The following is a 25,247-nucleotide window of genomic DNA, read 5'->3' as shown; positions in this document are numbered from 1 at the left end:
GGGCTTCGATCAATGGTTGTGGGTTGTGCGCCGTGGCGCAATCAGGCGGCCGCGGGCTCGAGCGCCTGCCGGTACACCTCGATGTATTGGGCGGCCGCCGTGGCCCAGTCTGCCGGGCGCCGCATGGCATTGCCGCGCACCCGCCGCCAGTCGGGCGCGCGTTGGTAAAGAGCGAAGGCGCGCCGCAGCGCGCGGTTGTAGTCGGCGTCGTCGAAGCGGTCGAACACGAAACCGGTGGCGTCGCCGCTGGCCAGGTCTTCGAGCGTGCAGTCGACCACTGTATCGGCCAGGCCGCCGACGCGCCGCACCAGCGGCAGGCTACCGTATTTCAGGCCGTACATCTGCGTGAGCCCGCAGGGCTCGAACAGCGAAGGCACCAGCGTCACGTCGCCGCCGCCGAAGAGCTGATGCGCCAGCGATTCGTTGTAGCCGATGGTGACGCTGACCGACTGCGGCGCCGCCGCCGCGCGCTGGCGAAAGGCTTCTTCGAGCCAGGGTTCGCCGCTGCCCAGCAGCGCGAGCTGGCCGCCTTCGGCCAGCAGGGCGTCGAGCCCGCCGAGCACCAGGTGCAGGCCTTTCTGTTCGGTGAGCCGGCTCACCAGAATGAAGAGCGGCACATCGGCGCGCACGGCCAGCCCCAGCTGATGCTGCAGCACCGCCTTGCAGCGCGCCTTGCCCGCCATGTGGCGGCCTTCGGGCGTGTGGTAGCCCTGCACCAGCGCCGTGTCGATGGCCGGGTTCCAGACCTTGTCGTCCACCGCGTTGAGGATGCCCCTGAGCACGTTGCCGCGCAGGCGCAGCAGGCCGTCGAGCCCGAAGCCCTGCTCGGGCGTCTGGATCTCGCGCGCGTAGGTCGGGCTCACGGTGGTCAGGCGGTCCGCAAAGTAGAGACCGCCTTTCATGAACGACACCTGCCCGTGGTATTCGAGCCCGTTCATGTGGAATGCCGGCCCGGGCAAGCCCAGGTCGGCAAAGTTCCATGGCGCCGAGATGCCCTGGTAGGCCAGGTTGTGCACCGTGAACACGCTGCCCACGCGGGGCGCACCGGTTTGCCGCGCAAAGTGCAGGTAGGCCGGCGCCAGGCCCGCATGCCAGTCGTGCGCATGCACGACCTCCGGCTGCCACGTGGGGTCGATCCCCTGTGCCAGCTGCGCCGCCGCCCAGCCCAGCAACGCGAAGCGCCGGTGGTTGTCGCCGTAGGGCTGGCGCGTGGCGTCTTCGTACGGGTTGCCGGGCCGGTCGTACAGCGCGGGCGCATCGATCACGTAGGCGGGAATCGGCGGGTTGCCGTCGATGGCAATGCGGCCCGCGCGCAGGGCGAAGCGTTCGCCCCACGGCGCGGCAAGCTCCCCCACCAGAGCCAGGTCGCGCACGCCGGCCACAATGGCCGGGAACCCGGGCAGCAGCACCCGCGCGTCTTGCCCCGCGGCCATGAGTGCGATCGGCAATGCGCCCGCCACGTCGGCAAGGCCGCCGGTCTTGAGCAGGGGAAAGAGTTCGGCACTGACCTGGAGTATTCGCATCGTGGGGCGGCGCGGCCTCAGGCAGCCAGTCGCTTGAGCATTTCGCGCGTCACCAGCACCACGCCGGTCTCGGTGCGCTCGAAGCGGGCGGCATCGGCGGCGGCATCCTCGCCGATCACCATGTCGTCGGGAATCACGCAGCCGCGGTCGATCACAACCTTGCTGAGCCGGGCGCCGCGGCCCACCTCGACATCGGGCAGCAGCACGGCTTCGTTGATTTCGCAGAACGAATGGATGCGCACGCCCGAGAACAGCACCGAGCTGCTCACCTTCGAGCCCGAGACGATGCAGCCGCCCGAGACGATGGTGTTGACGGTCATGCCGTGCTTGCCGTCCCGGTCGAGCACGAACTTGGCCGGCGGCAGTTGCCGCTGGTAGGTCCAGATGGGCCAGTCTGTGTCATAGATGTCGAGCTCGGGGGTGATCGAGGCCAGATCGAGGTTGGCTGCCCAGAATGCATCAATCGTGCCCACGTCGCGCCAGTAGGCCTTGGCGTCGGGCCCGCGCGAGGCGCGCGTGACGCACGACATGCCGAACGGATGCGCCAGCGCGCGGCCCTGCGCCACGGCGCGCGGGATGATGTCCTTGCCGAAGTCGTGGCTCGAGTCGGGGTTGGCGGCATCTTCCTCGAGCAGCTGGTAGAGGTACTCGGAGTCGAACACGTAGATGCCCATGCTGGCCAGCGCCACGTCCGGATGGCCCGGCATGGCGGGCGGATCGGCCGGCTTTTCAAGGAAGGCGGTGATCCGGCGCTCGCCGTCGATGGCCATCACGCCAAAGGCCGTGGCCTCCATGCGCGGCACCTCGATGCATCCGACCGTGCAGCCCAGACCGCGCTCGGCATGGTCCTTGACCATGATCGAGTAGTCCATCTTGTAGATGTGGTCGCCGGCCAGCACCACCACATAGTCGTGCTTGGTCGAGCGGGTCTGGATGATGTCCAGGTTCTGGAACACGGCATCGGCCGTGCCTCGGTACCAGTGCTCGTCGCCCGTGCGCTGCTGCGCGGGCAGCACGTCGACCATTTCGTTGAGCTCCGCGCGCAGGAAGCTCCAGCCGCGCTGCAGGTGGCGCATGAGCGAGTGCGACTTGTACTGCGTGACCACCGCCATGCGCCGGATGCCGGAGTTGAGGCAATTCGACAGCGCGAAGTCGATGATGCGGAACTTGCCGCCGAAGTAGACCGCCGGCTTGGCCCGTCGGTCGGTCAGCTGCTTCAGGCGCGAACCGCGCCCGCCGGCCAGCACCAGCGCAATGGTGCGGCGAACCAGTTGGTGCGCCTGCAGGGGCGCTTGCGGCGTGCTGTTGTTGTCCATTTCGGTCTCCGTTCGTTGTCGGGTTCGTCTCGTCGTCGTCAGGGTTTCCGCAATCAGCCTAGCACCGTGCCGCACGGCTTGCTCCTACGTTCTTGCAATCCACAGGCTCGAATGAGGCACTTCCACCGTGCCCGAACAGTTCCGGTCGGGGTTGCTGCCGGCGTCCGCCTCCGGGCCGGTCGCGAGCCGGCAGCACCACGCACCGGAAGGCAGTGCGAATGAAACGGCTTGCGCCCCCGCATTCACCAGTACCAGCCAGGCCGTCCCATCCGCTGCCGCGGCTTCGAAAAGGATTGCAAGCGCCGTGCCGTGGTTCCAGTCGGCTTCCTGCATGGGCGATCCGTCGGGCCGCAGCCACCGGATGCCCGGTGTTCCCGGTGCCGGTTTGGCCGGCCACCACCGCGTGCTGCGCAGCGCGGGCGCTTCGCAGCGCAGCGCGATAAGCCGCGCAACGAAGGCGCTCAGGCGGGCGGCATCGCTCGCGGGTTCGTGCGTGCCGATCCACGCGAGCCAGGTGGTTTCGTTGTCCTGGCAATAGGCATTGTTGTTGCCTTGCTGGCTGTGGCCGAGCTCGTCGCCGGCCAGCAGCATGGGCGTGCCTTGCGAGAGCAGCAGCGTGGCGAGCAGCGCGCGCTGCAGCCGACTGCGTCCGGCCAGCACCGCGGGGTCGTCGCTCGGCCCTTCGACCCCGAAGTTGTTGCCGAGGTTGTGGGCATGGCCGTCGCGGTTGTTCTCGCCGTTGGCCAGGTTGTGCCGTTCTTCGTAGCTCAGCAGGTCGCGCAATGTGAAGCCGTCATGCGCCGTGATGAAGTTGACGCTGGCGGTCGGCGCACGGCCGTGGTGGGCAAACTGCGCGCTCGACGCGGTGAAGCGATGCGCAAAATCGCCCAGGCCTGCCGCGCCCCCGCGCCCCTGCCGCAGCCAGAAGCCGCGCTGCGTATCGCGATAGCGGTCGTTCCACTCGAGCCAGCCCGGCGGAAATTCGCCCAGCCGGTAGCCGCCCGCGCCGATGTCCCAGGGCTCGGCGATCAGCAAGGTGCGCGAGAGCACCGGGTCTTGCGCAACGGCTGCAAAGAAGGGCGCGCGCGGGTCGAAGCTGCCATCGGCACCACGCCCCAGCACCGGTGCCAGGTCGAAGCGGAAGCCGTCCACGCCGAGTTCGCAAACCCAATGGCGCAGGCTGTCCATTACCAGCTGCAGCACGCGGGGCTCGGCCAGGTTCAGGCAATTGCCGCAGCCGGTCCAGTTGGCATACAGCGCGCGATCGTCCGAACGCAGGTGGTAGTACAGCGCGTTGTCGATGCCGCGCAGCGAGAGCGTGGGGCCGAACTCGTCGGTCTCGGCGCTGTGGTTGTAGACCACGTCGATCACCAGCTCCATGCCGCGCGCATGCACCGCATCGGCCATGGCGCGGAACTCGCTGGCCGGCGTGGTGCCCGGGCGGCCGCTCCAGTAGCGAGCCTCGGGCGCAAACCAGCCGATGGTGTTGTAGCCCCAGTAGTTGCTCAGGCCCATGGCGAGCAGCCGCTGCTCGTCGGCGCGGTGCTGCACCGGCATCAGGCTCAGCGTGGTCACGCCCAGGGATTGCAGATGGTCGAGCACCGCGGGCTCAGCCAGGCCGGCGTAGGTGCCGCGCAGTGCGGCGGGCACGGCGGGGTGCAGCCGGGTCTGTCCACGCACATGCAATTCGTAGAGCACGCGCTCGCCCGCCGGAATGCGGGCATGGCCTGGGGCTGTCGCCGTGCTGCCGGCCGCCGCCACGCGCGCCTTGAGCGCCACGGCCGCGTTGTCGCGCATGTTGCGCTGGTCCGGGCTTGCGGGGTCGTGTCCCAGGAACAGGTCGCTGCCGTCGTATGCGCCGGCGATCTCGCGCGCATAAGGATCGAGCAGCACCTTGGCAGGGTTGAATCGTTGCCCCTCATGCGGCGCCCAGCGGCCGTGCACCCGATAGCCGTAGACCAGCCCGGCGCGACCGCTCGGCAGCAGTCCGTGCCAGACGCCATCGGTGAAGGCGGGCAGCCGGATGCGTTGCTGCTCGTTGCGGCCCGTCGCGTCGAAAAGGCAAAGCTCGACAGCCTCGGCATTCGGCGCCACGAGCGCGAAGTTCACGCCGTTCGGCGAAAGCGTTGCGCCAAGGGGAAAAGGGAAGCCCGTATTCAGCATCGTTTCAAGCCAATACCCACATCACCGTGGCCAAAGGCGGCACGCTGATTTCGATCGCGTGGTCCTTGCCGTGCCAGCGGGTCGATGAACTCTCGACCACGCCATTGCCCACGCCGCTGCCGCCGTACACCGCGGCATCGGTGTTGATGGCCTCGCGGTACGCGCCCGCCGCGGGCACCCCCAGCCGATAGCCGTGCCGGGGCAACGGCGTGAAATTGCACACCGCCACCACGAACGAGCCGTCGCGCGCCCGGCGCACGAAGGCGAACACCGACTGGTCCGAATCGTCGTGCACGATCCACTCGAAGCCGGGTCTCTCGGTGTCCAGCTCGTACAGGGCGGGAAAGTGCCGGTACGCGTTGTTCAGGTCGCGCACCAGACGGCGCACCCCCTGGTGCATCGGGTGCTCCAGCAGGTGCCAGTCCAGGCTGCGGTCGGCGTTCCATTCGGCCACCTGGGCGAATTCGCTCCCCATGAAGAGCAGCTTCTTTCCCGGGTAGGCCCACAGGTAGCCGTAGAGGTTGCGCAGCCCCGCGAACTTCTGCCACTCGTCGCCGGGCATGCGCCCGAACATCGAGCCCTTGCCGTGCACCACCTCGTCGTGCGACAGCGGCAGCACGAAGTTCTCGCTGTGCGCGTACATCAGCCCGAAGGTGATCTGCTGGTGATGGTGCTTGCGGTGGACGGGGTCGGTGCCCGCATAGGCGAGCGTGTCGTTCATCCAGCCCATGTTCCATTTGTAGTGAAAGCCCAGGCCGCCGTCCTCGGGCGGCCGCGTCACGCCCGGAAAACTCGTCGACTCCTCGGCCAGCGTGATGGCGCCCGGCCGCTCCACGCCCACCACGTGGTTCATGCGCCGAAGGAAGCCGATGGCCTCGAGGTTCTCGCGTCCGCCGTAGGCGTTGGGCACCCACTCGCCGGCCTTGCGGCTGTAGTCGCGGTAGAGCATGGACGCCACCGCATCGACGCGCAGGCCGTCCACGCCGTAGCGTTCGAGCCAGTACAGCGCATTGCCGACCAGGTAGTTACGCACCTCCGTGCGCGCGTAGTTGAAGATGAGCGTCTTCCAGTCGTTGTGGAAGCCTTCGCGCGGGTCGGCATATTCATAGAGCGCCGTGCCGTCGAAGCGGCCGAGGCCGTGCGCATCGGTGGGAAAGTGCGCGGGCACCCAGTCGAGGATGACGCCCAGCCCCGCCGCATGCGCCGCTTCGACGAAATGCCGAAAGTCGCCCGGCGTGCCGAAGCGCGAGGTGGGCGCATACAGCCCGATGGGCTGGTAGCCCCACGAGCCGTCGAACGGATGCTCGCTCACCGGCAGCAGCTCGATGTGCGTGAAGCCCATGTCGCGCGCATACGGCACCAGCGTGTCGGCCAGCTCGCGGTAGTCCAGCCATTCGTGCCCGTTCTTGCGCCGCCACGAGCCCAGGTGCACTTCGTAGATGCTGATTGGCGCGTGGCGGCTGTTGGCCGCTGCTCGTTCGGGCGGCATGGCCACCGGCGCGGGCAGCGGTGCAACCACGCAGGCGGTCTCAGGCCGCAGGCGCGAAGAAAAGGCGAACGGGTCGGCCTTGCGCAGCACCTCGCCTTCGGACGAAAGAATCTCGAACTCGTAGCTGTCGCCCGTGGCCACGTGCGGCGCAAAGATTTCCCACACGCCGCACTCGCGGCGCAGCCGCATCATGTGGCGCCGGCCGTCCCAGTTGTTGAAGTCGCCCACCACCGACACGCGCCGCGCGTTGGGCGCCCACACCGCAAAGGCCACGCCCTTGACGCCATTCATCTCGCGCAGGTGCGCGCCCAGCCGCTCCCAGGGCCGCAGGTGCGTGCCCTCGGCCAGCAGCCACACATCGGTTTCGCCGAGCACGAAAGGAAAGCGGTAGGGGTCTTCGAGCCGCGAGGTGTGCGTGCCCCAGTCGACCTGGAACGAATAGCCCAGCAGCGCCTCCGCCGCCGGCACCAGGCCCGAAAAAATGTCGGAGCCTTCCTGCCGGGCGAGCATGGCCAGCGGCCAGCCCGTGCGCGTGTGCATCACCGCCACGCTGTGCGCGCCGGGCAGGAGCGCTCGCACCTGCAGGCCGTCGCGCGTCTCGTGTGGCCCGAGCACCGCGAACGGATCGCCGTGCTCCGCGCGCATCAGCGCGCGCGCTTCGCGTTCGGGCAGCAGCATCGGTGGCATGTTCTTCACATTTGCTCTTTACTGGCGGGGCGGCCGAAAAAGACGCCGTAGGGGGGCAGCGTCAGCATGCAGCTGTCGCCGCTTGCCTGCACGCGGGCCCCGGCCTGCGGCGAATGCGGATGCCCCGGCAATGGCGCGAGCGCCTCGCGCAGCACGACCGAGACGGACTCGTCTCCCAGGTTGAAGAGCGCCTGCAGCGATTGGCTGCCCTCGCGCCGCTCGAACCACAGCACAGGCTCGGGCGCATCGAAGAAAGCGATGCTGCCCGTGCGCAGCAGCGGCTGCGTGCGGCGCCAGTGCAGCAGCGCGCGGCTGAAGGCGAGCATCGAGTCGGGATCGGTCGATTGGCGATCGACCGCCAGCGGCAGGTGGCGCCCATGGACCGGCAGCCACGGCCCGCCGGTGGTGAACCCGGCATGAAGTTCGTCGGCCTTCCATGGCATGGGCGTGCGGCAGCCGTCGCGGCCCTTGAACTCGGGCCAGAACGCACGGCCGTACGGGTCTTGCAGCAGTTCGAACGGCACCTCGGCCTCGGGCAGGCCGAGTTCCTCGCCCTGGTAGATGCTGGCGCTGCCGCGCAGGGTGAGCAGCAGCGTGAGCCAGAGCCGGTCGCGCCGGGTGTCTTCAGGCTTGCCGTTGCTCCAGCGCGTGGCGACGCGGGGCACGTCGTGGTTGGAGACGGCCCAGCAGCCCCAGCCACCCGTGGGTGCGAGCGCCTGGTCGAGCGTTTCGACCTGGTGGCGCAGGTGCTGCACACTGTGCTCGGCGGTCAGCAGGCTGAAGCTGTAGGCCAGGTGCAGGCGCCGGCCGAGTTCGGTGTACTGCGCCATCACGGGCGGCGCGTTCTCGTCGCCCACTTCGCCGAGCGCGACGGCGCCGTAGTCATCGAGCAGCTTGCGCAGGTTTTCGAGAAAGAGCAGGTTCTCCATCTGGCTCTTGTCGTAGAGGTGCTGCTGCATCGCATAGGGGTTGTCGGCCCGCACGGTGCTCACCTCGTCCAGCGCGGCCGTGCTGGCCGGGGGGTTGTCGCGCAGCTGTGCGTCATGAAACTGGTGGTTGCAGGCATCGAAGCGGAAGCCGTCCACGCCGCGCTCGCACCAGAAGCGCACTTCGCCGAGCAAGGCCTCCTGCACTTCGGCGCAATGAAAGTTCAGGTCGGGCTGCTCCTTCAGGAAGCTGTGCAGGTAGTACTGCCGGCGGCGCGAGTCCCACTGCCATGCCGAGCCGCCGAACACCGAGAGCCAGTTGGTCGGCGGCGTGCCGTCGGGCCGTGGGTCGGCCCACACGTACCAGTCGGCCTTGGGGTTGTCTCGGCTTGAGCGGCTTTCGGCAAACCAGGCGTGCTGGTCGGAGGTATGCGAAAGCACCTGATCGATGATGATCTTCAGGCCCAGCGAATGCGCGCGGGCCAGCATCTCGTCGAAATCGGCCAGGGTGCCGAAGATCGGGTCGACGTCGCGGTAGTCGGACACGTCGTAGCCGAAGTCCTTCATCGGCGAGCGGAAGAAGGGCGACACCCAGATCGCATCGACCCCCAAGCCGGCCACGTGCTCGAGCCTGGAGGTGATGCCAGGCAGGTCGCCAATGCCATCGCCGTTGCTGTCCATGAAGCTGCGCGGATAGATCTGGTAGATCACCGCGCCGCGCCACCATTCGCTGTTGCTGCTTTGATTGCTGCGCATGCTGCCCCTGTGGTCTGAAAATCATTGTGGCATGCGAGTTCCGGGCCCGGTCCGTGCATGGGTCTCTCCGGTCGCGCCTGAAAAGCTTTCTACACTGGGCAGGGGTTTCATGTGAACCCCGCTCCCGTTCCCGCTCGCAAGATGACAACCGACTCCGTTCCCCTCGTACCTTCTTCTTCGCCGGAAGGCCTGGCCGCGCTCGAGCGGCGGCTCGCCAAGGACCTTGAATGCCTGGGCTGGCCCGCACGCTCATGGATGCCCGTTCGCGAGCACGCGGGCGAGCCGGTGCTCGACGTGGCGATCATCGGCGGCGGGCAGGCCGGCCTGGCGGCCGCCGCGGCCCTTGCGCAGCAGGGCATCCGGGCCGTGGTGTTCGATCGAGCGCCCGCAGGCAACGAAGGCCCGTGGGCCACCACCGCGCGCATGGAAACCCTGCGCTCGCCCAAGGAACTGACCGGCCCCGCGCTCGGCTTGCCCGCGCTGACCTTCCGTGCGTGGTTCGAGGCGCAGTTCGGCGCCGAAGCCTGGGCTGCGATGGACAAGATCCCGCGCCTGCAGTGGATGGACTACCTGGTCTGGTATCGCCGCGCGATGAACGTCGATGTGCGCAACGAGACCGCGATCACCGCGATCAAGCCGCTGCCCGATGCGCCGCTGGTGCGGCTGGAATTGCGCACGCCCGCCGGAGCGCAACGCGTGCTGGCGCGCCGCGTGGTGCTTGCCACCGGCCGCGATGGGCTCGGCGGCCCGGCCGTTCCCGCTTTCGTCAACGCACTGCCGCGCTCGCAATGGGCACATTCGTCCGATGCCATGGACTACGGCAAGCTGGCCGGCTTGCGCGTGGGCGTGATCGGTGCGGGCTCCTCCGCCATGGACAGCGCGGCCACTGCGCTGGAATGCGGCGCGCACAGCGTGGAGCTGCTGATCCGACGGCCCGACCTGCCGCGCGTCAACAAGGGCAAGGGCGCCGGCGTGCCGGGCCTGACGCAGGGGCACTACGACCTGCCCGATGAGCTCAAGTGGCGCATCCGCCACTACATCAACGTGGCGAACGTGCCGCCGCCGCACGGCAGCACGCTGCGCGTGTCGCGGTTTCCGAACGCGTTCTTCAACTTCGGCTGCCCGGTTCTTTCGATCGAGCCGCAGGGCGCGTCGATGCGGGTGGCAACGCCGAAGGGCGATTTCGTGTTCGACTTTCTCATTGTCTCGACCGGCTTCAAGGTCGACTGGGGCAGCCGGCCGGAGTTCGACGCCATCGCGCCGCATGTGCGCACATGGGGTGACCGCTTCGTGCCCACGCCCGGCAACGAAGACCAGGAACTGGCCGATTCGCCCGATCTCGGCCCGGTGTTCGAATTTCAGGAGCGCGCGTCGGGTGGATGCCCGGGGCTCGACCGCATCCATTGCTTTTGCTACCCGGCGGCCTTGTCGCACGGCACGGTGTCGGGCGATATTCCCGCAATCAGCGACGGCGCCAGGCGGCTTGCGAGCGGCATGGCCAGCCTGTTCTACCGCGAAGATTTCGACTACCACTTTGCCAACATCGAGGCCTACAGCGAGCCCGAGCTGTTCGGCGACGAGTGGGTGCCCGCGCCGCCACCGGCCGAACGCGGCTGAACCTGCAGACCCATTCAACCGGATTGATTGAACTGAAACGCATGACAACAACCTCCTACGACGCATCCATACCGCTCGACGTGGTCGACGCCTCGGTGCCGCTGGCACCAACCCAGCCCACCCGCATGCTGCGGCTGCAGCGCGACAAGGTCGTGGCGGCCACGCAGGGCAGCTACGACGCCATGTTCTCGTCCACGGTGGAGGGCCTTTCGGTGGCCGAGCGCCTGCTGGTGGCGCTGCACGCCTGCGGTGTCTCGAAAGCCGCGACGCTTGCCGCGCACTACCGCGAGCGCTTGCTGGCCGAAGGCGTGGACCGGGAACTGGTTGCCGCCGTGGGAAGCGGCGCACCGGTGGCGGATGCACGCCTGCGCACGGTGCTGGCGTTCACCGCCAGTTTGATCGAGCGGCCCATCGAGGGCGACAAGGCCTCGGTCGACGCGCTGGCCCAGGCAGGCCTTTCGACCCCTGCGATCGTCGCGCTGGGCCAGCTGATTGCCTTCTTGTCCTACCAGATACGCATGGTCGCGGGCCTGCAGGCCTTGGCGGCTGCGGAGGTGTCGCAATGACCACGCCGATTCGCATCAAAGGCTTTACCAACGAGGTGCTGAGCTGGAAGCCCTGGCTCGATCCGGTCGACGTTGCCGCCGCCACGCCGGCCCAGCTGGCCGCGCTCGACGAGATGAGCCCGCAGGCGCGCACCTCGCCTTACTTCCTCGTGCTGGCGCATCAGCCCGAGATGCTGCTGCAGCGCTCCATCGCCTTCAACGCGATCATGTTTGCGCCGGGCGGCATGCCGCGGGCCGAGCGCGAGCTGGGTGCCACGGTGGAATCGCGCGTCAACGGCTGCGTGTATTGCGCCTCGGTGCATGCGCAGCGCTTCGAGCAGCTTGCCAAGCGCAACGACGTGATTTCGCAGGTGTTCGAAGAGCCGGCCTCGGCGGGCACCACGGCGCGCGAAAAGGCCATCGTCGAATTTTCGATACGCCTGGGCGCCGAGCCCGACAAGGTATCGGCCGAGGACGTGCGAGCGCTGAAGGAGGTGGGCCTGACCGAACTCGAGATCCTCGACCTGATCCACGCGGTGGCGCTTTTTGCCTGGGCCAACCGGCTGATGCTCAACCTGGGCGAGCCGGTCTTTCCCGAGGCAACGGCAACTTCATAGGCGGGCGAGCAGCCCGGCCACGGTTTCGCCGGCCAGGTTGAGCGGCGCCAGCAGGTCGTTCTCTTGCCTGAAGTCGGTGCCGCTGACCAGCGAGGCGGCGTCCACGATGGTGCGCGTCGCGGGCGTGGGCACGCCGGCGATCCGCCCCAGCGCCTCTACGAAAGCCAGGCCGTAGGGCATGTCTTCGGTCACGTAGCGCGTGTCGGTGCGCACCGGCCCCGGCGGACCGCCACGTTTGGCGTGCAGTTCGGCAGCAATGTCTTCGAGCCGTGCTGATGCCGTGCCGAAGGAGCGCGCGAAGTGTTCCTCGATGGGCCCGAGTTCGATGCCGAAGGCCTTGGCCACGGCCCGCCGTTCCAGGTCCAGCGCCTCGATCGCGCGGGCCACGCCGGGCGTCATGCAGTGGTACTGCGGCCAGTTTTCCGCGCGCTCGATGCGGGTCCAGTTGAAGACGGCGAGCGGCCCATGGGATTGCGGATTGACGTTTGCGAGCGCGCTGGCGAGCGTGTTTTCCTGCGGGAAGAAGCCGTCGCCGAACAGCGCGGAGCACAGGGCGAGGGCCTCCGCGAGGTCCGCGCCCGGCAGGGCGGACACTCCGACCGCCTTGCGCCGCGTCATCACCTTGACCTGCGTGCCCGACTCCCGGCGCGCGGTCAGCACCGTGGTGCCGAAGCTCGCGACGGTGATCCGCTTGCCTGCGCGCCGCGCTCTTTCATGGAGATAGAGCGCAGACAGCGAGGCCATCGAGCTGACGATCACCGTCTGCCCGTCGCGCAGAAAGGGCAGCAATGCATCCATCACGCGCCGGTGGCCGTTGACCGGCAGTGCGAGCAGCAGCACCTCCGACGCAAGGCAAAGCCGCTCCGCATCGTCGGCGACTTCGACCGTGACGGCGCACGGCTGCACACCACTGGCTTCCAACGGCTGCGTGCGCAAGGCCTCGGCGCCCTGGCCGCCCGGCGACCAGAGCATGACACCGTGGCCCGCCTGTCGCAGCCATGCGGCGCTGGCGAGCGCAATCGCTCCGGTGCCCGCGATGCCGACGCGCAAGCGCTTGCCAGCTGTCTCAGTCAACCTTGATTCCGCCCTGCTTGATCACCTTCGCCCAGCGCTGGCTGTCTTCCGAAATGACCTTGGCCAGCGCCGCGCCGCCGCCGCAGGTATTCACCGCGCCCAATTGCGCGAAACGCTGTTTCGTTTCCGGCAGATTGCATACCTCGACCAGCGCCGCGGAGAGCTTCTCCACGCTGGCGGCCGGCATGCGCGCGGGCGCCATCACGCCGACCCAGACCGGCACGTCCATGCCGGCGAGGCTCGTCGCTTCGGCCACCGTCGGCGGCGTGCCGAGGCTGGGCAGGGCCGCGCGCGAGAAGGTGCCGAGCACGCGGGCCTTGCCGCTCGCAACCATCGGCTCGATGGAGGCGGCGCTGGTGACGATCAGCGCCACCTGTCCGCCCAGCAGGTCGGTCAGCGCCGGCGCCGCGCCGCGATACGGCACATGCAGCAGGTTTACGCCGCCCGCCTGCGCCAGCAGCGCGCCCGTGAGATGCGACACCGTGCCGTTGCCGGTGGAGGCATAGGTCACCTGGCCCGGCTTGGCCTTGGCGTCGCGCAGCACGTCGGCCACGGTCTTGTAGGGGCTTTCGGTGCGCACGGCCAAGGTCATCGGCGTATCGCCGACCAGGGCCACGGGCGCGAGGTCGTGCACCGGGTCGTAGGGCAGCTTGGCCTGCAGGTGGGGCGCGACGGTGATGGCGCCGCCGGTCGCCAGCAGCACCGTGGCGCCGTCCGTCGCCTTGGCCACCGCATCGGCGGCCAGGATGCCGCCCGCGCCCGCCTTGTTGTCGACGATGACGCTGCCGCCGAGCTTCTCGGTGAGCTTGGCGCCCAGGTAGCGGGCGATCACGTCCTGCGCCCCGCCGGGGGCGAAGGGCACCACGATGCGCAGCGGCTTGTCGTTGTTCTGCTGCGCATGGAGCGGCAGCACGGCAAGGCTGGCGGCGGCCGCGAGGCCCAGAGCGAGGTGTTTCAGCAGCAGTTTCATGGCGTTCCAGGCGGTGCGAAAAACATGCCCGGGGCCGGGCACCAGGGGCGGGCCAGGGCGGGCATGACCCGCGCAACATGCAGGTTGCGTGCCTCAAGTCTAGAGTCTGGCGGGCAGGGGGCCGCCCGGGCGCGATAATCCGCCTTCCCCGGCCGCTCCGAGCCGGGCTCCTGCCGAACCGTCATGAACCCCAGCTACAAACCCAGCGACGTCGAGTCCGCTGCCCAGGCGCAATGGAGCGCCGCCGATGCCTACCGCGTCACCGAGGACGCGAGCCGCAAAAAGTATTACGCCTGCTCGATGCTGCCGTACCCCAGCGGCAAGCTGCACATGGGCCATGTGCGCAACTACACCATCAACGACATGCTCACGCGCTACCTGCGCATGAGCGGCTACAACGTGCTCATGCCCATGGGCTGGGACGCCTTCGGCCTGCCGGCCGAAAACGCGGCGCTGAAGAACGGCGTGCCGCCGGCCAAGTGGACCTACGAGAACATCGACTACATGCGCGGCCAGCTCCAGGCCATGGGCCTGGCCATCGACTGGAGCCGCGAGATCGCCACCTGCGACCCGAGCTACTACAAGTGGAACCAGTGGCTGTTCCTGAAGATGCTCGAAAAGGGCATTGCCTACCGCAAGACCCAGGTCGTCAACTGGGACCCGGTCGACCAGACCGTGCTGGCCAACGAGCAGGTGATCGACGGCAAGGGCTGGCGCACCGGCGCCACGGTCGAACGCCGCGAAATCCCGGGCTACTACCTGAAGATCAGCGACTACGCCGAAGAGCTGCTCGAGCACACGCAGCACAAGCTGCCGGGCTGGCCCGAACGGGTCAAGCTGATGCAGGAGAACTGGATCGGCAAGAGCGAGGGCGTGCGCTTCGCCTTCACGCACGACATCAAGGACGCGGGCGGCCAGCTGATCCAGGACGGCCACATGTACGTGTTCACCACGCGCGCCGACACCATCATGGGCGTGACCTTCTGCGCCGTGGCGCCCGAGCATCCGCTGGCCGCGCACGCCGCCACGCTCGATCCCAAGGTCGCGGCCTTCATCGAGGAATGCAAGGCCGGCGGCACCACCGAGGCCGAGCTCGCCACGCAGGAAAAGAAGGGCGTGCCCACGGGCCTCACGGTGACGCACCCGATCACCGATGAGCAGGTGCCGGTGTGGGTGGGCAACTACGTGCTCATCAACTACGGCGACGGCGCCGTGATGGGCGTGCCCGCGCACGACGAGCGCGACTTCGCCTTTGCCAACAAGTACGGCATCGAGATCATCCAGGTGGTGCTGGTCGACGACGAGCCGCACTTCGACTATCACAAGTGGCAGGACTGGTACGGCGACAAACAGCGTGGCGTGACCATCAACTCCGACAACTTCAGCGGCATGACCCACAAGGAGGCCGTGGCCGCCGTGGCGCACGCGCTCGCCCAGAAGGGCCTGGGCGAAATGCAGACCACCTGGCGCCTGCGCGACTGGGGCGTGAGCCGCCAGCGCTACTGGGGCACGCCGATCCCGATCATCCATTGCGAAGAACACGGCGCGGTGCCGGTCCCCGAGAAGGACCTGCCCGTGGTGCTGCCGACCGACTGCGTGCCCGACGGCTCGGGCAACCCGCTGGCCAAGCACGAAGGCTTTCACGCCGGCGTGGTCTGCCCCGTGTGCGGCAAGGCCGCGCGGCGCGAGACCGACACGATGGACACCTTCGTCGACAGCTCGTGGTACTTCATGCGCTACTGCGACCCGAAGAACGACCAGGCGATGGTGGCCGGGGGCGCGGACTACTGGATGCCGATGGACCAGTACATCGGCGGCATCGAGCATGCGATTCTTCACCTGCTGTATGCGCGCTTCTGGACCAAGGTGATGCGCGACCTGGGCCTGGTGAAGGTCGACGAGCCCTTCAGCAAGCTGCTCACGCAGGGCATGGTGCTGAATCACATCTACTACCACCGCGACGAAAAAGGCGGCAAGAACTACCACCCCCCGCTGGAGGTGACGCCCGTGCTCGACGCGCAGGGCCGCATCGTCGGCGGCACCACCGCCGACGGCACCAAGGTCGAGTACGGCGGTGTCGGCAAGATGGGCAAGAGCGAGCGCAACGGCGTCGACCCGCAGGACCTGATCGAGAAGTACGGCGCCGACACCGCGCGCCTGTACACCATGTTCACCGCGCCGCCCGAAGCCACGCTCGAGTGGAACGACGCGGCCGTCGAAGGCAGCTACCGGTTCCTGCGCCGGGTGTGGAACTTCGGCGTAGCGCAGGCTGACGTGCAACCGGCAGCCATCGGCGGCCAGTCTTTCGGCAAGAACGCCCAGGCGCTGCGCCGCGAGGTGCACACGGTGCTGCGCCAGGTCGACTACGACTACCAGCGCATGCAATACAACACGGTGGTGTCAGGTGCGATGAAGCTGCTCAACGCGCTCGAAGGCTTCAAGCCCGATGGCAGCCCTGCCGATGCGGCCGCGCTGCGCGAAGGCTTCGGCATACTGCTGCGCTGCCTCTACCCTGCCACGCCGCACATCGCGTTCCAGCTCTGGCAGCAGCTCGGCTACGACAAGGAACTGGGCAATCTGCTCGACGCACCCTGGCCGGTGGTGGACGTGAGTGCGCTCGAGCAGGACGAGATCGAGCTCATGCTCCAGGTCAACGGCAAGCTGCGCGGCGCGCTGCGCGTGCCGGCCGGCGCTTCCAAGGCCGAGATCGAGCAGCTCGCGCTCTCGTGCGACGACTTCGTCAAGTTCGCGGAAGGCGCACCGGCCAAGCGCGTCATCGTGGTGCCCGGCCGCCTGGTCAACGTGGTCATTTGAGTAACACACAAGCATGAACAATCGAATTGCCTCGCTGCCGCGCCGCGGCTTTCTACTGGGCCTGTCCGCCGCGGGCGCGAGCCTTGCGCTGGCCGGCTGCGGGTTCGAGCTGCGCAAGGCGCCCGTGTTCGCGTTCAAGACGCTGGCCGTGTCGGGCAATTCGGAGCTCATCAACCGGCTGCGCCGCGAAATGCGCGCCGCCGGCACCGTCACGCTGGTGCCGCCCACCGAGGCGCAGACCGCCGATGCGATCCTCGAGATTCTTGGCGAGAACCGCGACCGCATCGTGATCTCGACCAACTCGGCCGGCGCGCTTCGCGAGCTGCAACTGCAGCTGCGCGTGCGCTTCTCGCTGCGCACGCCCGGCGGCAAGACATTGCTGCCGCCGACCGAGGTGTCGCAGACGCGCGACCTGAGCTTCAACGAAACCAATGCGCTCGCGAAGGACGGCGAGGCCGAGCTGCTGTACCGCGACATGCAGGCCGACATCGCGCAGCAGCTGATGCGCCGACTGGCGGCCGTCAAGGAACTCTAGGCGCAAGCCTGCGCCTGCCGCGATCCATGCAACTTGCCAGCGCCCAACTCGGGCCCCATCTGCAAAAGGGACTGAAGTCCCTCTACACGATCCACGGCGACGAGCCGTTGCTCGCGCAAGAGGCCGCGGATGCCATTCGCGCGGCGGCGCGCACCCAGGGCTACACCGAGCGCAGCTCGTACACCGTGGCCGGCGCGCACTTCGACTGGAGCGCGGTGCTTGCGGCGGGCGGATCGCTCTCGCTGTTCGCGGACAAGCAGATCGTCGAGATCCGCATTCCATCGGGCAAGCCCGGCAAGGACGGCAGCACGGCGCTGCAGCAGCTGGCCGAAGCCGCGCAGGGCAACGACAGCACGCTGACGCTGGTGATGCTGCCGCGGCTGGACAAGGCCACGCGCACGGGCGCCTGGTTTTCGGCGCTCGAGAACAACGGCGTCAGCATCCAGGTCGACCCCATCGAGCGCGCCGCGCTGCCGCAGTGGATCGCACAGCGCCTGGGCGTGCAGGGCCAGCGCGTGATGCCGGGCGACGAAGGCCAGCGCACGCTGCAGTTCTTTGCCGACCGCGTCGAGGGCAACCTGCTCGCGGCGCATCAGGAAATCCAGAAGCTCGCCCTGCTGCATCCGGCGGGCGAACTGAGTTGGGAGCAGGTCGAGGCCGCGGTCAACAACGTGGCGCGCTACGACGTGTTCAAGCTGTCGGAAGCCGTGCTGGCCGGAAATCCGCAGCGCGTGGCACGCATGCTCGACGGACTGCAGGCCGAAGGCGAGGCCGAGGTGCTGGTGCACTACACCATTGCCGAGGACATCCGCGCGCTCAAGCGCGTGAAAGACGCCATGGCCTCGGGCCGGCCGCTACCCATGGCGCTGCGCGAAAACCGCATCTGGGGCCCGCGCGAGCGCGCCTTCGAACGCGTGCTGCCGAGGCTCGACGACCGCATGCTGGCCCGGCTGCTGCGCGCCGCGCATGTGGTGGACGGCATCTGCAAGGGGCTCAAGCAGCCCGATTGGCCGGCCAGCGGCTGGCAGGCGCTGCAGCGCCTGGCCCTGATGCTGTGCCGCGCCTGCAGCAGCGGCCCCGCTCCCGCTCGCTGAGGGCGAGGGGACAACACCAAGGGGTGCAAAGCCCGGGGTTGATCCAAATGCAGGAAAATGCCGACATGAACGCGTTCAACGTCAGCGAGCACATGCAGGCCCTCGGCCTGCAAGCCAAATCCGCCGCATTCCTCATGGCCCGTGCGGATGCAGCTACCAAAAACAGAGCATTGAAGGCCCTGGCCAAGCGCCTGCGCGAAGCCGGCCCCGGCCTTTCCGAAGCCAACCAGAAGGACCTGGAGCGCGCCACGGCCGCGGGCCTGCCGGCGCCGATGGTCGATCGCCTCAAGCTCACGCCCAAGGTCATCGAGACCGTGGCCGAAGGCTGCGAGCAGCTCGCGGGCATGGCCGACGTGATCGGCGAGATCATCGGCATGAAACAGCAGCCCAGCGGCATCCGCGTGGGCCAGATGCGCGTGCCGATCGGCGTGTTCGGCATGATCTACGAGAGCCGCCCCAACGTGACCATCGAGGCCGCGAGCCTCGCGATCAAGAGCGGCAACGCGGCCATCCTGCGCGGCGGCTCGGAAGCCATCGAGTCGAACAAGGCGCTGGCGCTGCTGGTGTCCGAGGCGCTGGCCGAGGCCGGCCTGCCGGTCGAAGCGGTGCAGCTGGTGCAGACCACCGACCGCGAGGCCGTGGGCCAGCTCATCGCCATGCCCGAGTTCGTGGATGTGATCATTCCGCGCGGCGGCAAGGGCCTGATCGAGCGCATCAGCCGCGACGCCAAGGTGCCGGTCATCAAGCACCTGGACGGCAATTGCCACGTCTATGTGGACGACACGGCCGAGTTCGAAATGGCGCTGCGCATCGTCGACAACGCCAAGACCCAGAAATACAGCCCCTGCAACGCGGCCGAGGGCCTTTTGGTATCGGCGGCGGTGGCCGAAGATTTTCTGCCCCGCATCGGTGCCATCTTCGCGGCCAAGGGCGTGGAAATGCGCTGCGACCCGGTCGCGGCCCGCATCCTGCGCGCGGACGATGCCGTCAACTCAAGCGGAAAAATCGTCGATGCGGTCGAGTCCGACTGGTCCGAGGAATACCTTGCCGCGGTGATCAGCATCAAGGTGGTCGAGGGCGTGGACGAAGCCATTGCGCACATCAACCGCTACTCGAGCCACCACACCGACGCCATCGTCACGCGCGACCATGTGCATGCACAGCGCTTTTTGCGAGAGGTCGATTCGGCGAGCGTCATGGTCAATGCGAGTACACGCTTCGCGGACGGTTTCGAGTTTGGCCTGGGGGCCGAAATCGGCATCAGCACCGACAAGTTCCATGCACGCGGGCCGGTCGGCATCGAAGGGCTGACCTCGCTCAAGTATGTGGTGCTTGGGCAGGGCGAAGTCCGGAGTTGATGCACCGAAGGCGGGCGGATTGAACCAAGACTGCCGTACGTAGTCTTGTCATTGGGGCGGCCACCCCCAAATCCTACAATTCCGCTCTACCTTCAAGTACAAAACCAACAAGGCCGCCGCATGGTTCCGCATCTCGTCACCGCCCTGACCGGCCCGATCAACGAACTGGAGCAGCGGGTGCTCGACTCGACGCCCGCCATCGAGCGCTGGTTCCGGCTCGAATGGATGGAGCACACGCCGCCGTTCTACAGCGCCGTCGACATCCGCAACGCCGGCTTCAAGCTTGCGCCGGTCGACACCAATCTTTTCCCGGGCGGCTGGAACAATCTCACCAAGGAGATGCTGCCGCTGGCGGTGCAGGCCGCGCAGGCCGCCATCGAGAAGATCTGTCCGGAGGCGCGCAACCTGCTCGTCATTCCCGAGAACCACTCGAAGAACACCTTCTACCTGGCCAACATTGCGCAACTGGTGCGCATCTTCCACATGGCGGGCCTCAACGTGCGCGTGGGGTCGATTGATCCGGCGATCAAGTCGCCCAAGAAGATCGAACTGCCCAACGGCGAAACCGTGTGCCTGGAGCCTGTGGTGCGCAGCAAGCGGCGCCTGGGGCTCAAGAATTTCGACCCCTGCACCATCTTGCTCAACAACGAGCTTTCGGCCGGCACGCCGGGCATCCTGGAAGACCTGCACGAGCAGTACCTGCTGCCGCCGCTGCACGCCGGCTGGTCGGTGCGGCGCAAGAGCAACCACCTGCACAGCTACGAAGAGCTTTCCAAGCGCTTCGGCAAGCTGCTGGGCATCGACCCGTGGCTCATCAACCCCATCTATGCGCGCGCCGAAGGCGTCGACTTTGCCGAAGGCCGCGGCATCGACGTGCTGACCAGCCATGTGGACGCTGTGCTGACCAAGGTGCGCCGCAAGTACAAGGAATATGGCATCAACGAGAAGCCCTTCGTGATCGTCAAGGGCCATACCGGCAGCGACGGCCCGGGCGTGATCACGGTGCACGACGCCAAAGAGGTCGAAGGCCTGGTCGGAAAGCCCCGCGCCGCAGCAAGCACCAAGGCCGCCGCGGCCAGGGCGCTGCGCGGGCCTGGCGAGGTGATCGTGCAGGAAGGCGTGCTGACCAACGAGCGGGTGCACAACGGCGTGGCCGAACCGGTGGTCTACATGATGGACCGCTATGTGGTGGGCGGCTTCTACCGCGTGCACGCCGAGCGCGCCCCGGACGAGAACCTCAAGTCGCCGGGCGCGAGCTTCGTGCCGCTGGCGTTCTCCGAAAGCGCGCATCTGCCGCAGCCCGGCGCCAAGCCCGGCGCAAGCGCGCCGAACCGCTTCTACATGTATGGCGTGGTGGGCCGCCTGGCCATGGTGGCGGCCAGCTACGAGATGGAAGCCACCGATCCGGACGCCGAAATCTACGAATGATTTTGCCGAGCGGGTTGCGGCGGGTGCGGTCGGCGGCAAAATAGCGGCCCCACAGCAAAGGAAAGAAAAGGGCGGAGGGTGCGCGCAGCGGCTGGAAATTCCATCGCGGCAGCACTCCGGTGCGCGTAACGCCTGGTTACGCGCTTGCAATTCGCTCTTTTTCCCATCGACTTCGTGTCACCTCCCAAATCCTCTTCCGCCGCCGCCTTGATCATCGGCACCATCGGTGTCGTCTATGGCGACATCGGCACCAGCGTGCTGTATGCAGTCAAGGAAGTGTTCGGCCACGGCCACCTTCCTTTCACTGTCGAGAACGTCTACGGCATCCTGTCGATGTTCTTCTGGACGCTCACCGTCATCGTGTCGATCAAGTACGTGGTGCTGGTGCTGCGGGCCGACAACGAAGGCGAGGGCGGCCTGGTTGCCATGCTGGCGCTGGCCTCGCGCGCGGTGGCCGACAAGCCCAGGCTGCGCAACGTGCTGCTGCTGGTGGGCATCTTCGGCACCTCGCTCTTCTATGGCGACGGCGTCATCACGCCCGCCATCTCGGTGCTTTCCGCGGTGGAGGGCCTCGAAGTGGTGTCGCCCCACTTCAAGCACTATGTGCTGCCGATCACGCTGGTGGTGCTGTTCTGCCTCTTCGTGGTGCAAAAGCGCGGCACCGCGGGCATCGGCAAGTTCTTCGGCCCGATCACGCTGGCGTGGTTCCTGGCCATTGCGGTGCTCGGCGTGTCGCAGATCATTCACCACCCCGAAATTCTCAAGTCGCTGAACCCCTGGTTCGCGCTGAAGTTCATGTGGGACAACCCGGGCACCAGTTTCATTCTGCTGGGCGCCACCGTGCTGTGCGTGACCGGCGCCGAGGCGCTCTATGCCGACCTGGGCCACTTCGGCAAGCGGCCGATCCGCGTGGCGTGGTTCACGGTCGTGATGCCGGCGCTCACGCTCAACTACTTCGGGCAGGGCGCATTGCTGCTCGAGAACCCCGAAGCGGTGAAGAACCCTTTCTTCATGATGGCGCCTGAATGGGCGCTCATTCCGCTGGTGCTGCTGGCCACGGCGGCCACCGTCATCGCGTCGCAGGCGCTCATTACCGGCGCCTTCAGCGTCACGCGCCAGGTCATCCAGCTGGGCTACCTGCCGCGCCTGAACATCGAGCACACGAGCGTGCGCACGGCGGGGCAGATCTACATTCCGCTGGTCAACTGGGGCCTGTTCGTGGCCATCGTGCTGGCGGTTGTCATGTTCCGCTCGTCGAGCAGCCTGGCCGCCGCCTACGGCATTGCGGTCACCACCGACATGCTCATCACCACGGTGCTGACCTTCTTCGTGATCCGCTATGCATGGAAGCTGCCGCTGGCGCTGTGCATCGCGTCCACGGCGGTCTTCTTCGTGGTCGACTTCCTGTTCTTCGCGTCCAACCTGCTCAAGCTGTTCGAAGGCGGCTGGTTCCCGCTGGTGATCGGCGGCTTCGTGTTCACCTTGATGATCACCTGGAAGGAAGGCCGCCGCCTCATGGGCGAGGTGCAGCGCGCCGATGCGATCGAACTCAAGGCCTTTCTCGACTCGGTGTTCGAAAGCCCGCCCGCGCGCGTGGAAGGCACGGCGGTGTTTCTTACCGCCGAGCCCGGCGTCGTGCCCAATGCGCTGCTGCACAACCTGAAGCACAACAAGGTGCTGCACGAGCAGAACATGTTCGTCACCGTGCGCAACCACGAGGTGCCCTGGATACCGATGGACAAGCGCATCGAGATCGAGGCGCTCGGCCACCATTGCTGGCAGATCATCGTGCACTACGGCTTCAAGAACGACGTCGACCTGCCGCGCGCTCTGGACCATGCGCGCCTGCGCGGCTGCCAGCTCGAGCCCATGGCCACGAGCTACTTCCTCTCGCGCGACGTCGTCATTCCCACGCTCGGCAGCGGCATGGCGCCGTGGCGCGAGAAGCTGTTCGCGCAGATGCACCACAACGCGAGCGGCGCGGCCGCATTTCTGGGGCTGCCGAACAACGCGGTGGTGGAGCTCGGGTCGAAGATCGAGATTTGACGAACGGGGTGCGCGGCGCCGGGCTCGAGCGGCCTCGTCCCGGCACAATTGCCCGATGCGTTTCTTCAAGGATCTGAGCCTTTCCGCCTTCACCGCGGGCTTCGTCGCCGTGCTCGTGGGTTTCACGAGCTCGGTGGCCATCGTGTTCCAGGCCGCGCAGGCTTTCGGTGCCACGCCCGAGATCGCGGCCTCGTGGATGTGGGCGCTGGGCATCGGCATGGGCCTGCCCTCGGTCGTGCTGTCGCTGTGGTGGCGCAAGCCGGTGATGATTGCCTGGAGCACGCCGGGCGCGGCCGTGCTTGCCGTGGCTGCGGGCAGCTACGGCATGGGCGAGGCGGTCGGCGCCTTCATTGCCTGCGCCGCGCTGATCGTGCTGGCGGGCGCCACGGGTTGGTTCGAGCGGGTCATGAACAAGATTCCGATGGCGATTGCCTCGGCGCTGCTTGCCGGCGTGCTCGCGCGCTTCGGGCTCGATGCGTTCATTGCCGCCAAGACCGCGCTGCCGCTGGTGCTGCTGATGCTCGGCACCTACCTGGTCGCCAAGCGCCTGCTGCCGCGCTATGCGGTGCCGCTCACGCTGCTGGCCGCCATTGCCTTCGTGGCCGCGCGCGGCGAGCTGAGCTGGTCGACGGTGCACTTCTCGCTCACATGGCCGGTGTTCACCATGCCGGTGTTCAGCTGGCAGGCCATCGTCAGCCTGGCTCTGCCGCTTTTCATCGTCACCATGGCTTCGCAGAACCTGCCGGGCGTGGCAACGATACGTGCGGCGGGCTACGGCGATCTGCCGGTGAGCAAGCTCATCACCATCACCGGCGTTGCAACACTCGTGCTGGCGCCCTTCGGCGCGTTTGCATTGAACCTGGGCGCCATCAGCGCCGCCATCTGCATGGGCCGCGAGGCGCATGAAGACCCGGCGCGGCGCTACACGGCGGCCGCGAGCTGCGGCGCCATCTACGTGGTGATCGCGTTCTTTGGCGCGGCGGTCACCGGGCTGCTCACGGCGTTTCCGAAAGAGCTGGTCGCCGCCATTGCCGGCCTGGCACTGCTGGGCACCATCGGCAGCGGGCTGGCTGGCGCGGTGCGCGACGAGCCGCACCGCGAGGCCGCGATCATCACCTTCTTGGTCACGCTCTCGGGCGTGGCCATCCTTGGCATCGGCTCGGCGTTCTGGGGCGTGGTGGCCGGTGCGCTGGCGCTGGCGGTGCAGCAGGCCGGGCGCACGAAGACAAAGGCCTCCGCCGGCAAGGACATCGAAGCTTCCGGCAACATCGCGCCAGACAGCAGCAACATGGCGGCCACACCCGGCGCCGGAAAGACTCCCTGATGAAAAACATCCTCTTCGTCGCCGACCCGCTCGACCATTTCAAGATCTACAAGGACACCACCTTCTCGATGATGCGCGAGGCCCAGCGCCGCGGCTATCGCATCGCGGCCTGCCTGCCGCAGGACATCCAGTGGAAGTCGGGCGGACAGGTCACCGCCACGGTGCAGCAGATCACGCTCACCGGAGACGCAAGGGACTGGTACCGCGTCGATATCAGCGAGGCCAAGGCGCTGAAGGACTTCGATGCCGTGCTGATGCGCAAGGACCCGCCCTTCGACGCCGAATACATCTACGCCACGCACCTGCTCGAGCAGGCCGAGCGCGAAGGCGCGCGCGTGGTGAACAAGCCGAGCGCGTTGCGCGACCATCCCGAGAAGCTCGCGATCATGGAGTTTCCGCAGTTCGTCACGCCCACGCTGGTCACGCGCAGCGCGCAGGCCGTGCGCGACTTTCATGCCGAGCATGGCGACATCATCCTGAAGCCGCTCGACGGCATGGGCGGCATGGGCATCTTCCGCGTGAAGCAGGACGCGCTGAACCTCGGCTCCATCGTCGAGACGCTCAACAAGGCCGGCGCCGAAACCATCATGGTGCAGCGCTTCGTGCCCGAGGTCGTCCAGGGCGACAAGCGCATCCTGATCATCGCGGGCGAGCCGGCGCCTTTCGTGCTGGCGCGCATTCCGCAAGGCACCGAGGTGCGCGGCAACCTGGCAGCCGGCGGCAAGGGCGTGGCGCAGCCGCTCACGGCGCGCAACCGCGAAATCGCCGAGGCCATTGGCCGCGTGCTCGCGCCGCGCGGGCTGCTCTTGATCGGGCTCGACGTGATCGGCGACTCGGTCACCGAGATCAACGTGACGAGCCCGACCTGCTTTCAGGAGATCACCGAGCAGACCGGGTTCGACGTGCCGAAGATGTTCATCGATGCGCTCGAGGCGCATCTGGCCGCGGCACGCTGAGTTTCTCCG

At 67.5% G+C, this 25,247-nt stretch carries 18 protein-coding genes; 11 read left to right on the top strand and 7 right to left on the bottom strand.

The genetic code is table 11. The annotated features are described in order from the left end of the window. Nucleotides 1–41: 41 nt before the first annotated feature. From glgA to EJI00_RS17680, 5 genes are all read right to left on the bottom strand, one after another. The gene (glgA, locus tag EJI00_RS17700; protein WP_126748806.1) at nt 42–1,523 is read right to left on the bottom strand and encodes a glycogen synthase GlgA; all 1,482 of its coding nucleotides are present in this window, start codon (nt 1,521–1,523) and stop codon (nt 42–44) included. A 17-nt stretch (nt 1,524–1,540) separates the two neighbouring features. Next, nucleotides 1,541–2,839: a glucose-1-phosphate adenylyltransferase gene (gene glgC, locus EJI00_RS17695; protein WP_126748805.1), complete on the bottom strand. Its 1,299-nt coding sequence runs from the start codon at nt 2,837–2,839 to the stop codon at nt 1,541–1,543. Nucleotides 2,840–2,923: 84 nt separating this feature from the next. Continuing rightward, nucleotides 2,924–5,002 (bottom strand): glycogen debranching protein GlgX, encoded by a 2,079-nt coding sequence (gene glgX, locus EJI00_RS17690; RefSeq protein ID WP_126748804.1) that lies wholly within the window; start codon nt 5,000–5,002, stop codon nt 2,924–2,926. A 4-nt stretch (nt 5,003–5,006) separates the two neighbouring features. Then, entirely contained in the window at nt 5,007–7,178 is a 2,172-nt protein-coding gene (gene glgB / locus EJI00_RS17685) for a 1,4-alpha-glucan branching protein GlgB (protein ID WP_126748842.1), read from the bottom strand. A gap of 5 nt (nt 7,179–7,183) precedes the next feature. Continuing rightward, nucleotides 7,184–8,860: an alpha-glucosidase gene (locus EJI00_RS17680; RefSeq protein WP_126748803.1), complete on the bottom strand. Its 1,677-nt coding sequence runs from the start codon at nt 8,858–8,860 to the stop codon at nt 7,184–7,186. Between the two features lie 141 nt (nt 8,861–9,001). Here EJI00_RS17680 and EJI00_RS17675 point away from each other — a divergent pair, with 141 nt between their 5' ends. From EJI00_RS17675 to EJI00_RS17665, 3 genes are read left to right on the top strand one after another with little or no spacing between them, the layout of a single operon-like run. Beyond that, nucleotides 9,002–10,477 carry a flavin-containing monooxygenase gene (locus tag EJI00_RS17675; protein WP_126748802.1) on the top strand — a complete coding sequence of 492 codons (1,476 nt, stop codon included), beginning with the start codon at nt 9,002–9,004 and terminating at the stop codon, nt 10,475–10,477. A gap of 41 nt (nt 10,478–10,518) precedes the next feature. Next, on the top strand, nt 10,519–11,043 hold the full coding sequence (locus EJI00_RS17670; RefSeq protein ID WP_126748801.1) for a CMD domain-containing protein: 525 nt from the start codon (nt 10,519–10,521) through the stop codon (nt 11,041–11,043). Then, nucleotides 11,040–11,639 carry a peroxidase-related enzyme gene (locus EJI00_RS17665; RefSeq protein ID WP_126748800.1) on the top strand — a complete coding sequence of 200 codons (600 nt, stop codon included), beginning with the start codon at nt 11,040–11,042 and terminating at the stop codon, nt 11,637–11,639. The genes EJI00_RS17670 and EJI00_RS17665 overlap by 4 nt, the downstream gene beginning before the upstream one ends. Here EJI00_RS17665 and EJI00_RS17660 read toward each other — a convergent pair. Together EJI00_RS17660 and EJI00_RS17655 are read right to left on the bottom strand one after the other, a co-directional pair. Next, nucleotides 11,634–12,713, bottom strand: coding sequence for an NAD/NADP octopine/nopaline dehydrogenase family protein (locus tag EJI00_RS17660; RefSeq protein ID WP_126748799.1), 1,080 nt, complete (start codon nt 12,711–12,713; stop codon nt 11,634–11,636). The genes EJI00_RS17665 and EJI00_RS17660 overlap by 6 nt on opposite strands. Continuing rightward, a complete protein-coding gene (locus EJI00_RS17655; protein ID WP_126748798.1) occupies nt 12,706–13,683 on the bottom strand; it encodes a Bug family tripartite tricarboxylate transporter substrate binding protein in 978 nt (325 codons plus the stop codon). Before EJI00_RS17655 ends, EJI00_RS17660 begins: the two co-directional genes overlap by 8 nt. Before the next feature lie 183 nt (nt 13,684–13,866). Between EJI00_RS17655 and leuS the strand changes: the two genes are divergently transcribed. The 8 genes from leuS (at nt 13,867) to gshB (ending at nt 25,238) form a co-directional block, all read left to right on the top strand. After that, nucleotides 13,867–16,497 (top strand): leucine--tRNA ligase, encoded by a 2,631-nt coding sequence (leuS, locus tag EJI00_RS17650; RefSeq protein ID WP_126748797.1) that lies wholly within the window; start codon nt 13,867–13,869, stop codon nt 16,495–16,497. Nucleotides 16,498–16,510: 13 nt separating this feature from the next. After that, nucleotides 16,511–17,032 carry an LPS assembly lipoprotein LptE gene (gene lptE, locus EJI00_RS17645; protein ID WP_126748796.1) on the top strand — a complete coding sequence of 174 codons (522 nt, stop codon included), beginning with the start codon at nt 16,511–16,513 and terminating at the stop codon, nt 17,030–17,032. Between the two features lie 26 nt (nt 17,033–17,058). Then, on the top strand, nt 17,059–18,126 hold the full coding sequence (gene holA, locus EJI00_RS17640; protein WP_126748795.1) for a DNA polymerase III subunit delta: 1,068 nt from the start codon (nt 17,059–17,061) through the stop codon (nt 18,124–18,126). 65 nt (nt 18,127–18,191) lie between these two features. Continuing rightward, nucleotides 18,192–19,484: a glutamate-5-semialdehyde dehydrogenase gene (locus EJI00_RS17635; RefSeq protein ID WP_185868156.1), complete on the top strand. Its 1,293-nt coding sequence runs from the start codon at nt 18,192–18,194 to the stop codon at nt 19,482–19,484. A gap of 120 nt (nt 19,485–19,604) precedes the next feature. Continuing rightward, entirely contained in the window at nt 19,605–20,912 is a 1,308-nt protein-coding gene (gene gshA / locus EJI00_RS17630; protein WP_126748793.1) for a glutamate--cysteine ligase, read from the top strand. A gap of 174 nt (nt 20,913–21,086) precedes the next feature. Beyond that, complete coding sequence (locus EJI00_RS17625) at nt 21,087–22,958, top strand: potassium transporter Kup (protein WP_126748792.1); 1,872 nt, start codon at nt 21,087–21,089, stop codon at nt 22,956–22,958. Nucleotides 22,959–23,013: 55 nt separating this feature from the next. Beyond that, the gene (locus EJI00_RS17620; protein ID WP_126748791.1) at nt 23,014–24,282 is read left to right on the top strand and encodes a benzoate/H(+) symporter BenE family transporter; all 1,269 of its coding nucleotides are present in this window, start codon (nt 23,014–23,016) and stop codon (nt 24,280–24,282) included. Next, complete coding sequence (gene gshB / locus EJI00_RS17615; RefSeq protein ID WP_126748790.1) at nt 24,282–25,238, top strand: glutathione synthase; 957 nt, start codon at nt 24,282–24,284, stop codon at nt 25,236–25,238. Before EJI00_RS17620 ends, gshB begins: the two co-directional genes overlap by 1 nt. The last annotated feature ends 9 nt before the right edge of the window (nt 25,239–25,247 follow it).

The sequence above is a fragment of the Variovorax sp. DXTD-1 genome (assembly GCF_003984625.1).
Taxonomy (GTDB): Bacteria; Pseudomonadota; Gammaproteobacteria; order Burkholderiales; family Burkholderiaceae_C; genus Variovorax.
This window is presented reverse-complemented; position numbering and strand designations above follow the sequence as displayed.

Bases quoted from the DNA above. Each gene is read 5' to 3' on its own strand.
- gshB (WP_126748790.1), top strand. From the start codon at position 24,282: ATGAAAAACATCCTCTTCGTCGCCGACCCGCTCGACCATTTCAAGATC.
- EJI00_RS17620 (WP_126748791.1), top strand. From the start codon at position 23,014: ATGCGTTTCTTCAAGGATCTGAGCCTTTCCGCCTTCACCGCGGGCTTC.
- holA (WP_126748795.1), top strand. From the start codon at position 17,059: ATGCAACTTGCCAGCGCCCAACTCGGGCCCCATCTGCAAAAGGGACTG.
- EJI00_RS17665 (WP_126748800.1), top strand. From the start codon at position 11,040: ATGACCACGCCGATTCGCATCAAAGGCTTTACCAACGAGGTGCTGAGC.
- glgX (WP_126748804.1), bottom strand. From the start codon at position 5,002: ATGCTGAATACGGGCTTCCCTTTTCCCCTTGGCGCAACGCTTTCGCCG.
- leuS (WP_126748797.1), top strand. From the start codon at position 13,867: ATGAACCCCAGCTACAAACCCAGCGACGTCGAGTCCGCTGCCCAGGCG.
- EJI00_RS17655 (WP_126748798.1), bottom strand. From the start codon at position 13,683: ATGAAACTGCTGCTGAAACACCTCGCTCTGGGCCTCGCGGCCGCCGCC.
- EJI00_RS17675 (WP_126748802.1), top strand. From the start codon at position 9,002: ATGACAACCGACTCCGTTCCCCTCGTACCTTCTTCTTCGCCGGAAGGC.
- lptE (WP_126748796.1), top strand. From the start codon at position 16,511: ATGAACAATCGAATTGCCTCGCTGCCGCGCCGCGGCTTTCTACTGGGC.
- glgA (WP_126748806.1), bottom strand. From the start codon at position 1,523: ATGCGAATACTCCAGGTCAGTGCCGAACTCTTTCCCCTGCTCAAGACC.
- EJI00_RS17670 (WP_126748801.1), top strand. From the start codon at position 10,519: ATGACAACAACCTCCTACGACGCATCCATACCGCTCGACGTGGTCGAC.
- gshA (WP_126748793.1), top strand. From the start codon at position 19,605: ATGGTTCCGCATCTCGTCACCGCCCTGACCGGCCCGATCAACGAACTG.
- EJI00_RS17635 (WP_185868156.1), top strand. From the start codon at position 18,192: ATGAACGCGTTCAACGTCAGCGAGCACATGCAGGCCCTCGGCCTGCAA.
- glgC (WP_126748805.1), bottom strand. From the start codon at position 2,839: ATGGACAACAACAGCACGCCGCAAGCGCCCCTGCAGGCGCACCAACTG.
- glgB (WP_126748842.1), bottom strand. From the start codon at position 7,178: ATGCCACCGATGCTGCTGCCCGAACGCGAAGCGCGCGCGCTGATGCGC.
- EJI00_RS17680 (WP_126748803.1), bottom strand. From the start codon at position 8,860: ATGCGCAGCAATCAAAGCAGCAACAGCGAATGGTGGCGCGGCGCGGTG.